The 13,168-nt window shown below is 69.5% G+C and carries 13 protein-coding genes; 10 read left to right on the plus strand and 3 right to left on the minus strand.

Annotation, left to right across the window (positions count from 1 at the left end; genetic code table 11):
* The first annotated feature begins 21 nt into the window (after positions 1-21).
* The gene (locus ACGFZN_RS30090; RefSeq protein ID WP_393861602.1) at positions 22-1,518 is read left to right on the plus strand and encodes a PQQ-binding-like beta-propeller repeat protein; all 1,497 of its coding nucleotides are present in this window, start codon (positions 22-24) and stop codon (positions 1,516-1,518) included.
* 62 nt (positions 1,519-1,580) lie between these two features.
* Here the strand turns inward: ACGFZN_RS30090 and ACGFZN_RS30095 are convergent, their stop codons facing one another.
* Positions 1,581-1,907, minus strand: coding sequence for a DUF397 domain-containing protein (locus tag ACGFZN_RS30095; protein ID WP_393861603.1), 327 nt, complete (start codon positions 1,905-1,907; stop codon positions 1,581-1,583).
* Between the two features lie 219 nt (positions 1,908-2,126).
* Here ACGFZN_RS30095 and ACGFZN_RS30100 point away from each other — a divergent pair, with 219 nt between their 5' ends.
* The 6 genes from ACGFZN_RS30100 (at position 2,127) to ACGFZN_RS30125 (ending at position 8,031) form a co-directional block, all read left to right on the plus strand.
* Positions 2,127-2,342, plus strand: a complete 216-nt coding sequence (locus ACGFZN_RS30100) for a hypothetical protein (RefSeq protein WP_393861604.1) — start codon at positions 2,127-2,129, stop codon at positions 2,340-2,342.
* A 176-nt stretch (positions 2,343-2,518) separates the two neighbouring features.
* Positions 2,519-2,806, plus strand: a complete 288-nt coding sequence (rpsO, locus tag ACGFZN_RS30105; protein WP_030619140.1) for a 30S ribosomal protein S15 — start codon at positions 2,519-2,521, stop codon at positions 2,804-2,806.
* Positions 2,807-3,193: 387 nt separating this feature from the next.
* Positions 3,194-5,413, plus strand: coding sequence for a polyribonucleotide nucleotidyltransferase (locus ACGFZN_RS30110; protein WP_393861605.1), 2,220 nt, complete (start codon positions 3,194-3,196; stop codon positions 5,411-5,413).
* Positions 5,410-6,789, plus strand: coding sequence for a M16 family metallopeptidase (locus ACGFZN_RS30115; RefSeq protein ID WP_393861606.1), 1,380 nt, complete (start codon positions 5,410-5,412; stop codon positions 6,787-6,789). Before ACGFZN_RS30110 ends, ACGFZN_RS30115 begins: the two co-directional genes overlap by 4 nt.
* A gap of 25 nt (positions 6,790-6,814) precedes the next feature.
* Positions 6,815-7,567, plus strand: coding sequence for a 4-hydroxy-tetrahydrodipicolinate reductase (gene dapB, locus ACGFZN_RS30120; RefSeq protein ID WP_360572584.1), 753 nt, complete (start codon positions 6,815-6,817; stop codon positions 7,565-7,567).
* An 11-nt stretch (positions 7,568-7,578) separates the two neighbouring features.
* Complete coding sequence (locus ACGFZN_RS30125) at positions 7,579-8,031, plus strand: hypothetical protein (RefSeq protein ID WP_393861607.1); 453 nt, start codon at positions 7,579-7,581, stop codon at positions 8,029-8,031.
* A 93-nt stretch (positions 8,032-8,124) separates the two neighbouring features.
* On the opposite strand, the gene ACGFZN_RS30130 is transcribed toward ACGFZN_RS30125, so the two are convergent.
* Positions 8,125-8,685 carry a hypothetical protein gene (locus tag ACGFZN_RS30130; RefSeq protein WP_393861608.1) on the minus strand — a complete coding sequence of 187 codons (561 nt, stop codon included), beginning with the start codon at positions 8,683-8,685 and terminating at the stop codon, positions 8,125-8,127.
* Positions 8,686-8,775: 90 nt separating this feature from the next.
* Complete coding sequence (locus ACGFZN_RS30135) at positions 8,776-9,012, minus strand: hypothetical protein (RefSeq protein ID WP_330337458.1); 237 nt, start codon at positions 9,010-9,012, stop codon at positions 8,776-8,778.
* Between the two features lie 183 nt (positions 9,013-9,195).
* Between ACGFZN_RS30135 and thyX the strand changes: the two genes are divergently transcribed.
* From thyX to ACGFZN_RS30150, 3 genes are all read left to right on the plus strand, one after another.
* Entirely contained in the window at positions 9,196-9,945 is a 750-nt protein-coding gene (gene thyX, locus ACGFZN_RS30140) for an FAD-dependent thymidylate synthase (protein ID WP_393861609.1), read from the plus strand.
* A gap of 239 nt (positions 9,946-10,184) precedes the next feature.
* Complete coding sequence (gene dapA / locus ACGFZN_RS30145; protein ID WP_393861610.1) at positions 10,185-11,084, plus strand: 4-hydroxy-tetrahydrodipicolinate synthase; 900 nt, start codon at positions 10,185-10,187, stop codon at positions 11,082-11,084.
* 156 nt (positions 11,085-11,240) lie between these two features.
* The gene (locus ACGFZN_RS30150) at positions 11,241-12,926 is read left to right on the plus strand and encodes a ribonuclease J (RefSeq protein WP_393861611.1); all 1,686 of its coding nucleotides are present in this window, start codon (positions 11,241-11,243) and stop codon (positions 12,924-12,926) included.
* The last annotated feature ends 242 nt before the right edge of the window (positions 12,927-13,168 follow it).

Genomic DNA, 13,168 nt, shown 5'->3' on the forward strand with positions numbered 1-13,168 from the left:
ACCGACGACGAAAGGATCAGCGTGAGCTTCGGCCCGCCTCCGCCGATGTACACCCAGCCCGCGCCGGCGGAGGACCGGCCGCGGGCCAGACGGCTCAGGCGCGTCCTCGGCGCGGTCGCCGCGGTGGTGATCGCCGTCGTGTGCCTCGGCGTGGGCCTGCTCTGGTACAACGCGGGCGGTCCCACGAAGGAGCGGACCGACACCGCGACGGCACGGCAGGCAGCTGACGCGATACGCCGCACCGTGGAGAAGCCCCCCGTCTCACCGGAGGGCCAGGTCGTCGTCCAACACAACGAAAGTGGCCTCACCGGTCGTCAGCAGCGGTTCGCGCCCGTCACCTGGGCCACGCCCAAGATCGCCGCGCGGGCCCTCGCCGACCGCATCGAGGGCTACCAGATCGAGCCGAACCCCGACTGGGACGCGAAGGCATGGACTCTCCAACTCGGCGGTCACGTCTGCGCCGTCAGCCGTGACGTCACCGCGGACGACCGGACAGCCGTCCTCGTCGAGCCCGGAAACATCAACTCCCCCCAGCAAGGGGCCTGTGACGAGGTGCTCACGGTCGACCTCGACACCGGCAAGAAGCTCTGGCAGCAGAAGGTGCCGGAGGCCCGCGCCGCCTCCATCACCAGCACCAACGTCTCCCTGACGCAGGGCGTCGTGGCCATCGCCTGGGTCGACGGGTCGGCGGCGTATGACATGGACAGCGGCAAGCGGCTGTGGGGCACGCGCAGCACGTCGCAGTGCCACGACTCGGCCTATGCCGGTGGCGGGGCCCTGCTGGCCCTCGTCAAGTGCGGCGACTCCAGCGACCCCACCTACCGGGTGGAGAAGCTGGAGCCGCGCACCGGCAAGACCGTGTGGCGCTACTCGGTCAGCAATGGTCTGAAGAGCATCTACCTGCCGTCCGCCGACCCGCCCGTGATCGCCGTCGAGGCAGGGGACTACCGGGTCACGGACCTGATCACTCTGAACCCCAAGACCGGTGAGCGGCTGGCCACCATCTCGATGGACGGCTACGACCCCAAGTGCGGCGGCAACGCCGAGGCCTTCTTCGAAGCCGTCGACAAGTGCTACGGCATGGCAGTCGGCCACGACCGGGTCTTCGTCATGAGCAAAGACACTGACGACGTCACCAGGAAGCCGGAGAACCACATCACGGCCTTCGACCTCGAGAAGGGCACCGCCGTCGCCAAGTTCGCGGGCAGGCTCTTCCAGCGGGTCGTTCCCGTCCGCGTGAACGGCGACGACCTGATCGTCTTCCGCACCTCCGAGGACGACGTCCAGCCGGCGGCCGTGGTGGACTGGAACCCCCGGACCGACAAGGAGACCCCGTATCTCCTGTTCCACCTCCCGGAGGACGACGAGGGTGAACTCAGTGATCCGGAACAGTCGGACATCCTGTACGAACAGGGGCACGCCTTCTTCGCCCGCCGCCTTCTGACGCGCGACCTCGTCCATCCGAGGAACCCGGTGCTCTCGGTGATCGGAGTGGGCACCGCGGGGCTGAAGCACTGACACGGCACAAAGCGGAAAAAGGGGCGGCACGCACGCGTGCCGCCCCTTTCCCGTCCCGCCGGTTACGCCCCGAGCCCTCCGTTGCGCTCATTGGGCTCCAGGTCGAACTCCCCGTCCCGCGCCCCCAGCACGAACGCCCGCCACTCGGCCTCGGTGTAGCGCAGGACGGTGTCGTGGTCGAGGGAGGAGCGCATGGCCACCGCGCCGCCGGGCAGGTACGCGATCTCGACGCGCTCCTCGTGCTCCTCGGTGCCGGGCGCGCAGTGCCACTCCACGCCGGAGATGTCGAGGGAGTACAGCTCGTCCCGCTCCCGCTCCTTGCGCGCCTTGACGTCCTCCTGCGATTCCGGCGCCGACGTCCCGGCGCTCGTGCCCTGTGTCTCGGCCATGGTGAAGCGGCCCCCTTCGGCTACGGACAGCGTTGCGCTGTCACCCTACTGGCAGGGCACGCGCGCGTACGGTGAAACAGCCTGGTCAACGCCCGCAGGAGGGTACGGCCGGAGAACGCGGGGCGCACGGCGCCCGCATGTGCCGGGGGAGCGGAGGTTTCGTCACAGGGAGGCAACAGGCGTGCCCATGCCATGCCATGCCCACGTAAATTCCAGTCCATGAGCATGCCCGGCACTGCCCCGTGGTCCCTCCCGTCGACCGGCGTCCTCGCCCTGGGCGGCCGTAAGAGCGGCGGCTACCACGGCGGCTATCACAGCAGCTACCACCACTACGGGAGCCACGGATCCGGCGGCGGCGTCGACTGGTGGATGATCCTCCTGCTGCTCCTCGTGATCGTCGGCGTCCTGGTCTGGTACGTCCAGCGCGACCGGTGACACGGGCGGCCGAAACGCCCTGGTACCCTGAGTGACGGCCGTTTGTGTACGCACCCCCGGAGCCTTCGGTTCTGGTGGCCGCGCCCAGCGGATCCCCGCCTCCCGAGTAACGGAAGCTCCCCCGAGAAGCAGACCGGGGGCACTCGGTGGCCACTCAGAGACTATGAGGAGTACGCGTGTCGCTCGACGCCGCTACGAAGAAGCAGATCATCGCCGAGTTCGGTACCAAGGAGGGTGACACCGGCTCCCCCGAGGTCCAGGTCGCTCTGCTCTCCCGTCGGATCTCCGACCTGACGGAGCACCTCAAGACCCACAAGCACGACCACCACTCCCGTCGTGGCCTGCTGATCCTCGTCGGTCAGCGCCGCCGCCTTCTGCAGTACCTGGCGAAGAAGGACATCCAGCGCTTCCGTACGCTGGTCGACCGCCTCGGCATCCGCCGTGGTGCGGCGGGCGCCAAGTAAGACGCCGTGAAGGGAGCGGTTCCCGGCAGGACCCGGGGGCCGCTCCCTTCGTCGTACACGGGAGTACACGGGAAACCCTCACGTCGTACGGGGGGAGACCCTCTCCGTGCACGCGGAAACGTGCGGAGTGTCACTCACGCTTTGTAGTGTGGTAGCACAACGCATTACGTGCGACACAGAACGACGCATCACAGCGACGTTCACCCAGAACGAGGAGAAGCGCACCTCGCCGCCGCCGGTCCTCGGTAGTGGCCCCCGGGGGGAAGTGAGCCCCGGGTGCTTCGATCGAAGACCGGCCCGCATCAGACGGCGCGCTTCTCCACCACCGTCCCCCTGCCACACGGGCAGCCAAGGGACGAAAGACGATATGTAACGGAGAAAACGCTAGTGGAGAACGAGACCCACTACGCCGAGGCCGTCATCGACAACGGCGCCTTCGGTACCCGCACCATCCGCTTCGAGACGGGCCGCCTGGCCAAGCAGGCCGCCGGTTCCGCCGTGGCGTACCTGGACGACGACACCATGGTGCTGTCGGCCACCACCGCATCCAAGCAGCCCAAGGACCAGCTCGACTTCTTCCCGCTGACGGTGGACGTCGAGGAGCGGATGTACGCCGCCGGCAAGATCCCCGGCAGCTTCTTCCGCCGTGAGGGCCGGCCCTCCGAGGACGCGATCCTCACCTGCCGCCTCATCGACCGCCCGCTGCGCCCGTCCTTCAAGAAGGGCCTGCGCAACGAGATCCAGGTCGTCTGCACGGTCATGGCGCTCAACCCCGACCACCTGTACGACGTCGTGGCGATCAACGCCGCGTCCGCGTCGACGCAGCTGGCCGGCCTGCCCTTCTCCGGCCCGATCGGCGGCGTCCGCGTCGCGCTGATCCGCGGCCAGTGGGTCGCGTTCCCGACGCACACCGAGCTCGAGGACGCCGTCTTCGACATGGTGGTCGCCGGCCGCGTCCTGGAGGACGGCGACGTCGCGATCATGATGGTCGAGGCCGAGGCCACCGAGAAGACCATCAAGCTGGTCGAGGGCGGCGCCGAGGCGCCGACCGAGGAGGTCGTCGCCGCCGGTCTGGAGGCCGCCAAGCCCTTCATCAAGGTCCTGTGCCGCGCCCAGGCCGACCTCGCCGCCAAGGCCGCCAAGCCGGTCGGCGAGTTCCCCATCTTCCTGGACTACCAGGACGACGTCCTGGAGGCCCTGACCGCCGCGGTCAAGCCCGAGCTGGCCCAGGCGCTCACCATCGCCGGCAAGCAGGAGCGCGAGGCCGAGCTGGACCGCGTCAAGCAGCTCGCCGCCGAGAAGCTCCTGCCGGAGTTCGAGGGCCGCGAGAAGGAGATCTCCGCCGCGTACCGCTCGCTGACCAAGACCCTGGTCCGTGAGCGCGTCATCAAGGAGAAGAAGCGCATCGACGGCCGCGGTGTCACCGACATCCGCACGCTGGCCGCCGAGGTCGAGGCCATCCCGCGGGTGCACGGCTCCGCGCTGTTCGAGCGTGGCGAGACCCAGATCCTGGGCGTCACCACCCTCAACATGCTCCGCATGGAGCAGCAGCTGGACACCCTCTCCCCGGTGACCCGCAAGCGCTACATGCACAACTACAACTTCCCGCCGTACTCCACCGGCGAGACCGGCCGCGTCGGCTCCCCGAAGCGCCGCGAGATCGGCCACGGCGCCCTCGCCGAGCGCGCCCTGGTGCCGGTGCTGCCGTCGCGCGAGGAGTTCCCGTACGCGATCCGCCAGGTGTCCGAGGCCCTCGGCTCCAACGGCTCGACGTCCATGGGCTCGGTCTGCGCCTCCACCATGTCGCTGCTGAACGCCGGTGTGCCCCTGAAGGCCCCGGTCGCCGGCATCGCCATGGGCCTGATCTCCCAGGAGATCGAGGGCGAGACGCACTACGTCACCCTCACCGACATCCTCGGCGCCGAGGACGCCTTCGGCGACATGGACTTCAAGGTCGCCGGCACCAAGGACTTCGTCACCGCCCTCCAGCTCGACACCAAGCTGGACGGCATCCCGGCCTCCGTCCTGGCCGCGGCCCTCAAGCAGGCCCGCGACGCCCGCCTGCACATCCTCGACGTGATGATGGAGGCCATCGACCGGCCCGACGAGATGAGCCCGCACGCCCCGCGGATCATCACCGTCAAGATCCCGGTCGACAAGATCGGCGAGGTCATCGGCCCCAAGGGCAAGATGATCAACCAGATCCAGGAGGACACGGGCGCCGAGATCACCATCGAGGACGACGGCACGATCTACATCGGCGCCGCCGACGGCCCCTCCGCCGAGGCCGCCCGCGCCACGATCAACGGCATCGCCAACCCGACGATGCCCGAGGTCGGCGAGCGCTACCTCGGTACGGTCGTCAAGACGACCACCTTCGGTGCGTTCGTCTCCCTGCTGCCCGGCAAGGACGGTCTGCTGCACATCTCGCAGATCCGCAAGCTCGCCGGCGGCAAGCGCGTGGAGAACGTCGAGGACGTCCTCGGCGTGGGCCAGAAGGTCCAGGTCGAGATCGCCGAGATCGACTCCCGCGGCAAGCTCTCCCTCGTTCCGGTGATCGAGGGCGAGGAAGGCTCTGACGAGTCGAAGGACGACGCCGAGCAGTGACGTCCCGTAGCTCCCAGGTGACGGCCCGCCCCTCTTCGGAGGCGCGGGCCGTCGCCCGTACCCAAACCCTCATCAAGGGCCAGAACGGCATCGGCACCGTCCGCAGGACCACCCTCCCGGGCGGCCTGCGCATCGTCACGGAGACCCTGCCCTCGGTCCGCTCCGCGACCTTCGGCATCTGGGCGCACGTCGGCTCCCGCGACGAGACGGCGGCCCTGAACGGCGCCACGCACTACCTGGAGCACCTGCTCTTCAAGGGCACGCAGCGGCGCAGCGCGCTGGACATCTCCGCCGCGATCGACGCCGTCGGCGGCGAGATGAACGCGTTCACGGCGAAGGAGTACACGTGCTACTACGCGCGCGTGCTCGACACCGACCTGCCGCTCGCCATCGACGTCGTCTGCGACATGCTGACCGGCTCGCTGATCCTCGAGCAGGACGTCGACGTCGAGCGCGGCGCGATCCTCGAAGAGATCGCCATGACCGAGGACGACCCGGGCGACTGCGTGCACGACCTGTTCGCGCACACCATGTTCGGCGACAACGCCCTCGGCCGCCCCGTCCTCGGCACGGTCGACACCGTCAACGCCCTCACCGCCGACCGCATCCGCCGCTTCTACAAGAAGCACTACGACCCCACCCACCTGGTGGTCGCCTGCGCCGGCAACATCGACCACGCCAAGGTCGTACGGCAGGTCCGCGCGGCCTTCGAGAAGGCGGGCGCCCTGCGGAACCAGGACGCACGGCCCATCGGCCCCCGCGACGGCAGCCGTACGATCCGCACGTCCGGCAAGGTCGAGCTGCTCGGCCGCAAGACCGAGCAGGCCCATGTCGTCCTCGGCATGCCGGGCCTCGCCCGCACCGACGACCGCCGCTGGGCCATGGGCGTGCTCAACACCGCCCTCGGCGGCGGCATGTCCTCCCGCCTCTTCCAGGAGGTCCGGGAGAAGCGCGGCCTGGCCTACAGCGTCTACTCGTACACCTCCGGCTTCGCCGACTGCGGCCTGTTCGGCGTCTACGCCGGCTGCCGGCCGAGCCAGGTGCACGACGTGCTGCGGATCTGCCGCGACGAACTCGACCACGTCGCCGTCAACGGCCTCACCGACGACGAGATCGCCCGCGCCATCGGCCAGCTCCAGGGCTCCACCGTCCTCGGCCTGGAGGACACCGGCGCGCTGATGAACCGCATCGGCAAGAGCGAGCTGTGCTGGGGCGAGCAGATGTCCGTCGACGACATGCTGGACCGGATAGCCGCGGTCACCCCGGACGAGGTCCGCTCGGTCGCCCGCGACATCCTGGGACAGCGCCCGTCGCTGTCGGTCATCGGCCCGCTGAAGGACAAGCAGGCCGCGCGGCTGCACGACGCCGTCGCCTAACCACTCCCGTAAGGAAGCACAAGAGATGAGCAAGCTGCGCGTGGCGGTCCTCGGCGCCAAGGGCCGGATCGGCTCCGAGGCGGTCCGGGCGGTCGAGGCCGCCGAGGACATGGAACTGGTCGCGGCCCTCGGCCGGGGCGACACGCTGGAGACGCTGACGGCGTCCGGCGCCCAGGTCGCCGTCGAACTGACCACGCCCGACTCCGTCATGGACAACCTCGGCTTCTGCGTGCGCCACGGCATCCACGCGGTCGTCGGTACGACGGGCTGGACCGAGGAGCGCCTCGCGCAGCTGAAGGCATGGCTGGCCGAGTCCCCGCGGACCGGCGTGCTCATCGCCCCGAACTTCTCCATCGGCGCCGTCCTCACCATGAAGTTCGCGCAGATCGCCGCGCCCTACTTCGAGTCGGTCGAGGTCGTCGAGCTGCACCACCCGAACAAGGTGGACGCCCCGAGCGGTACGGCCACGCGCACCGCCCAGCTCATCGCCGAGGCCCGCAGGGCCGCCGGTACGGCCCCGGCGCCGGACGCCACGGTCACGGCCCTGGACGGCGCGCGGGGCGCCAGCGTCGACGGCGTCCCGGTCCACGCCGTACGGCTGCGCGGGCTCCTGGCCCACCAGGAGGTGCTGCTCGGCGGCGAGGGCGAGACCCTGACCATCCGCCACGACTCCCTGCACCACAGCAGCTTCATGCCGGGCATCCTGCTCGGCGCACGCCGCGTGGTGTCCGCTCCGGGCCTGACCTTCGGCCTGGAGCACTTCCTGGACCTGAGCTGAGACCGTCCCCCATGCGCGCGAAGATCACCTACCTCGTCACGGCCGCCGTCCTGGTCTTCTACTTCGTCCTGGTCGGCAGCCGCGGCGTGATGCTCATCCAGACCGGCACGCCGCTCACCGTCACCTTCGGGATCGCGGTGCTGATCCTGCCGGTCATCGGCCTGTGGTTCCTGTGGAAGAACACCCAGTTCGTCCGCAGGGCGAACGCCCTCGCCGCGGAACTCGACGCCGAGGGCGGACTGCCGGTGGACGAGCTGAAGCGCCTACCCAGCGGCCGGATCGACCGCGACTCCGCCGACGAGGTCTTCGCCAAGCGCAAGGCCGAGACCGAGGCGTCGCCGGACGACTGGCGCTGCTGGTTCCGCCTCGCCGTCGCCTACCACGACGCCCGCGACACCCCGCGGGCCCGTAAGGCGATGCAACGGGCCATCGCCCTGCACGACGGAAAGTCCGCCCCGGCCTGACACGGCGCCTGCGCGCCGAGCCGACGCGGGTCGTAGGCGGGTGCCGGTTCGTGCACGGCTGGTCGCGCGGTCACCGGCGCCCCTTCCGCGTGCTCAGCCGCGACGGCGCCCGTACTCCGCCGCCCACGCCTCCACGGTGTCCGCCGCGCGGTCGAACGCCGCCGGGCGGCCCAGGAAGTCCAGCGTGTGCGTGGTCAGCAGCGGCGGTGTGTCCTCGGCCGGCCGGTCCGCCCGGACGAGCGCCAGAGCCTGGCCCTGGACCGTCCGCGGCAGCCCCAGCCAGCGCACCGGCTGCTGCACCGTGCGCACCGAGACCACGCGGGCCCACGGCGTCGTACGCGTGACCAGGAAGCCGACCTGGCGCAGCCCGCGGCCGCTCACCCACACCCCCATGCGCAGCAGCCGCAGCGCCCCGGCGACGACCACGCACGCACCGCCGACCACCGCTCCGGCCGAGGACGCCGAGCCGGTCAGGGCGAGGGCCACGGCCGAGAACAGCACGAACGAGGCCAGCAGCAGCACCAGTGCCGCGACGCCCACCCGCCAGGGACCGGGACGGTAGGGACGCCGCCAGCGCTCCCGGTCGTCGAACGGCAGCGCGCTGTCGGAAGCGGCCTCCAAGGTGGGGTCGGCCGTCAGGAAGGACAGGGGCACGGCAGGTCCTCACTCGATCCTCGCGTGGACTGTGCCGGTGAGGCTATCCGCCGCCGTTGCCGCTCACCACCCTCGGGCGGCCGTCGGTGGTCAGTGCCCCTGGGACGCCTGGGACTGCTGCACCGGCGTATGGGACGGAGTGGACATCGCGGGCTCGCCGAGTATCAGGGCGCCCACCAGCCCCGCCACGATCGTCAGACCCAGCAGCCAGCGCCCGGCTATCTCCGCGAGGGACGCCCGCGGCCGGGGCGGGGGAGTGACATTGCTGCGGAACCTGTCCGTCTCGGCCAGGAAGGCGAAGGGTACGGGCTCGCGCCGACCGAACATCGCGGGTACGTCTCCTTTCGTGATCAACGTTTTCGGCTCGAACGAGCGGGCCTCACCGATACAGACGCTCGAGTAACACAAAAGGTGCCCATGTCGGAAAAAATCCCTGGTGGGATTTTTGAGGCCGGGCGCTGCCGTGGCCGGGGCGGGTGCCCCGTAAGGTGGGCGCGAACCACAGCTGTGATGGGAAGGACCCCGACCCCCGTGACCACCCCCGAGTCGCTCACGTTCCGCAGTGACGTCACCGTCGAGCTGGTCAAGTCCAGCGCTTCGGACGCCGACGTCCTCTTCGCCGCGCGGGTCTCCACCGCCGGCGAGCAGTCCCTGGACGAGCTGAAGAAGGACCCCGAGCGCTCCAAGGGCCTGATCAACTTCCTGATGCGCGACCGGCACGGCAGCCCGTTCGAGCACAACTCGATGACCTTCTTCATCAGCGCCCCGATCTTCGTCTTCCGCGAGTTCATGCGGCACCGGGTGGGCTGGTCGTACAACGAGGAGTCCGGCCGCTACCGGGAGCTCCAGCCCGTTTTCTACGTCCCCGGCGCCGACCGCAAGCTGGTGCAGGAGGGCCGCCCCGGCAAGTACGTCTTCGTCGAGGGCACCCCGGCCCAGCACGAGGCGGTCAGCAGCACGCTGCGGGAGTCGTACGAGCAGGCGTACGCGGCCTACCAGAAGATGCTGGCCGAGGGCGTCGCCCGCGAGGTCGCCCGCGCGGCCCTCCCCGTCGGCCTCTACTCCTCGATGTACGCCACCTGCAACGCCCGCTCCCTGATGCACTTCCTCGGTCTGCGCACCCAGCACGAGCTGGCCAGGGTGCCGTCCTTCCCCCAGCGGGAGATCGAGATGGTGGGCGAGCGGATGGAGGCGGAGTGGGCGAAGCTCATGCCGCTGACGTACGCCGCCTTCAACGCCAACGGCCGCGTGGCCCCGTAACCCCGAGTGGGCCCGCAGAAATGGCCTGCGAAGCCCTGTTCCCCCGCCAGGAACGGATGTACGGATCAGCCTCGCGAGGTGTCCGTATTGCGGCATTTCGAGAAGTTCATCTAGCCTGATCAAAGGGACCCGGCACTGCTTGAACCCCCGAGCAGGCAGTGCCGGGCTCCGCATTTGTCCTGACTTTCCCGACCCCCCGAGGGCAGACCCCGTAGGGAGCACCGAGTAGCGTGTTACCCATGGCTCCGACCTCGACTCCGCAGACCCCCTTCGGGCGGGTCCTCACCGCCATGGTCACGCCCTTCACGGCGGACGGCGCACTCGACCTCGACGGCGCGCAGCGGCTCGCCGCCCACCTGGTGGACGCAGGCAACGACGGCCTGATCGTCAACGGCACCACCGGCGAGTCCCCCACCACCAGCGATGCGGAGAAATCGGACCTCGTACGAGCCGTCCTGGAGGCCGTCGGCGACCGCGCCCACGTCGTCGCCGGCGTCGGCACGAACGACACCCACCACAGCGTCGAGCTGGCCCGCCAGGCCGAGCGCGACGGCGCACACGGCCTGCTGGTCGTCACGCCGTACTACAACAAGCCCCCGCAGGAGGGCTTGTACCGGCACTTCACCACCGTGGCCGACGCCACCGGCCTGCCGGTCATGCTCTACGACATCCCCGGCCGCAGCGGCGTCCCGATCAACACCGAGACCCTCGTCCGGCTCGCCGAGCACCCCCGGATCGTCGCCAACAAGGACGCCAAGGGCGACCTCGGCCGCGCCAGCTGGGCCATCGCCCAGTCCGGCCTCGCCTGGTACTCCGGCGACGACATGCTCAACCTGCCGCTGCTCTCCGTGGGCGCGGTCGGCTTCGTGTCGGTCGTCGGCCACGTCGTCACCCCCGACCTGCGCGCCCTCGTCGACGCGTACGTCTCCGGTGACGTGCAGAAGGCCACCGAGATCCACCAGAAGCTGCTCCCGGTCTACACCGGCATGTTCCGCACGCAGGGCGTAATGACCACCAAGGCCGCGCTCGCCCTCCAGGGACTGCCCGCGGGGCCGCTGCGCTCACCCATGGTCGAGTGCTCGCCCGAGGAGATCGCCCAGCTCAAGATCGATCTTGCCGCAGGCGGGGTACAGCTCTGACAACAGACTTGGCGTCACCCGGGCTTCACAACTGAAGAACAACAGAAAACAGCGGGCCACCGGTGCCCGCACCCCACAACGACAACTGCTTATGCACGAACGTCTCACGCGCCACGTGCCCGACCGGTACGTGGCGCGTGTGGTGAGGAGAGTCTTTTGAGTCATCCGCATCCTGAACTCGGCCCGCCCCCGCCGCTCCCCGAAGGCGGCCTTCGGGTCACCCCGCTCGGCGGCCTCGGCGAGATCGGCCGGAACATGACGGTCTTCGAGTACGGCGGCCGCCTGCTGATCGTCGACTGCGGAGTGCTCTTCCCCGAGGAGGAGCAGCCCGGAATCGACCTGATCCTGCCGGACTTCTCGTCCATCCGGGACCGCCTCGACGACATCGAGGGCATCGTCCTCACCCACGGCCACGAGGACCACATCGGCGGTGTCCCCTTCCTGCTCCGCGAGAAGCCGGACATCCCCCTGATCGGCTCCAAGCTGACCCTCGCGCTCATCGAGGCCAAGCTCCAGGAGCACCGGATCCGCCCGTACACCCTCGAGGTGGCGGAGGGGAACCGCGAGCGCATCGGCCCCTTCGACTGCGAGTTCATCGCCGTCAACCACTCCATCCCGGACGCGCTGGCCGTCGCCATCCGCACCCCCGCCGGCATGGCGGTGCACACCGGCGACTTCAAGATGGACCAGCTTCCGCTGGACAACCGCCTCACCGACCTGCACGCGTTCGCGCGGCTGAGCGAGGAGGGCATCGACCTCCTCCTCACGGACTCCACCAACGCCGAGGTCCCGGGCTTCACCCCGCACGAGCGCGACATCTCCAACGTGCTGCGCCAGGTCTTCGCCGGCGCCCGCAAGCGGATCATCGTGGCGAGCTTCGCCAGCCACGTCCACCGCATCCAGCAGATCCTGGACGCCGCGCACGAGTACGGCCGCCGGGTCGCGTTCGTGGGCCGCTCCATGGTCCGCAACATGGGCATCGCGCGCGACCTCGGCTACCTGAAGGTCCCGCCGGGCCTCGTCGTCGACGTCAGGACGCTGGACGATCTCCCGGACCACGAGGTGGTCCTGGTCTGCACGGGCTCCCAGGGCGAACCGATGGCGGCCCTGTCCCGCATGGCCAACCGCGACCACCAGATCCGCATCGTCGAGGGCGACACGGTCATCCTGGCATCGTCGCTCATCCCCGGAAACGAGAACGCGGTCTACCGCGTGATCAACGGCCTGACCCGCTGGGGCGCCAACGTCGTCCACAAGGGCAACGCCAAGGTGCACGTTTCCGGCCACGCGTCCGCGGGCGAGCTGCTGTACTTCTACAACATCTGCCGCCCCAGGAACCTGATGCCGGTCCACGGCGAATGGCGCCATCTGCGCGCCAACGCCGAGCTGGGGGCGCTCACGGGAGTGCCGCACGACCAGATCGTCATCGCCGAGGACGGCGTCGTGGTCGACCTGGTCGAGGGCAAGGCCAAGATCTCGGGCAAGGTCCAGGCGGGTTACGTCTACGTCGACGGCCTCTCCGTCGGCGACATCGGCGAGCCCGCCCTCAAGGACCGCAAGATCCTCGGTGACGAGGGCATCATCTCGGTCTTCGTGGTCGTGGACGCCTCCACGGGCAAGATCACCGGTGGCCCGCACATCCAGGCGCGCGGCTCCGGTATCGAGGACTCGGCCTTCGCCGACGTCATCCCGAAGATCACCGACGCGTTCGACCGGTCCGCACAGGACGGCGTCGTCGAGCCGCACCAGCTGCAGCAGCTCGTCCGGCGCACCCTCGGCAAGTGGGTCTCGGACACGTATCGCCGCAGGCCGATGATCCTCCCGGTGGTGGTGGAGGTCTGACGGTCCGTCGGAGCATCACCCGAGCGGGGCGCCTCGATTTGCATCGAGGCGCCCCGCTCCAGTACGTTTACGGCTCCGCCCGACGGGAACCCCAGCACTTCGCGTGCCGGACACGGTTGCCCGGAGCGGGTGGAAAAACCGACTCAGAACTTCTGATAAAGTCGGATCCGCCGGAAAGGAAACCGCGAGACAAACGCGGGAGCCTGGAAAGCACCGAGGAAATCGGATCGGAAAGATCTGAT

The sequence above is a fragment of the Streptomyces sp. NPDC048192 genome (assembly GCF_043202415.1).
Lineage (GTDB): Bacteria > Actinomycetota > Actinomycetes > Streptomycetales > Streptomycetaceae > Streptomyces.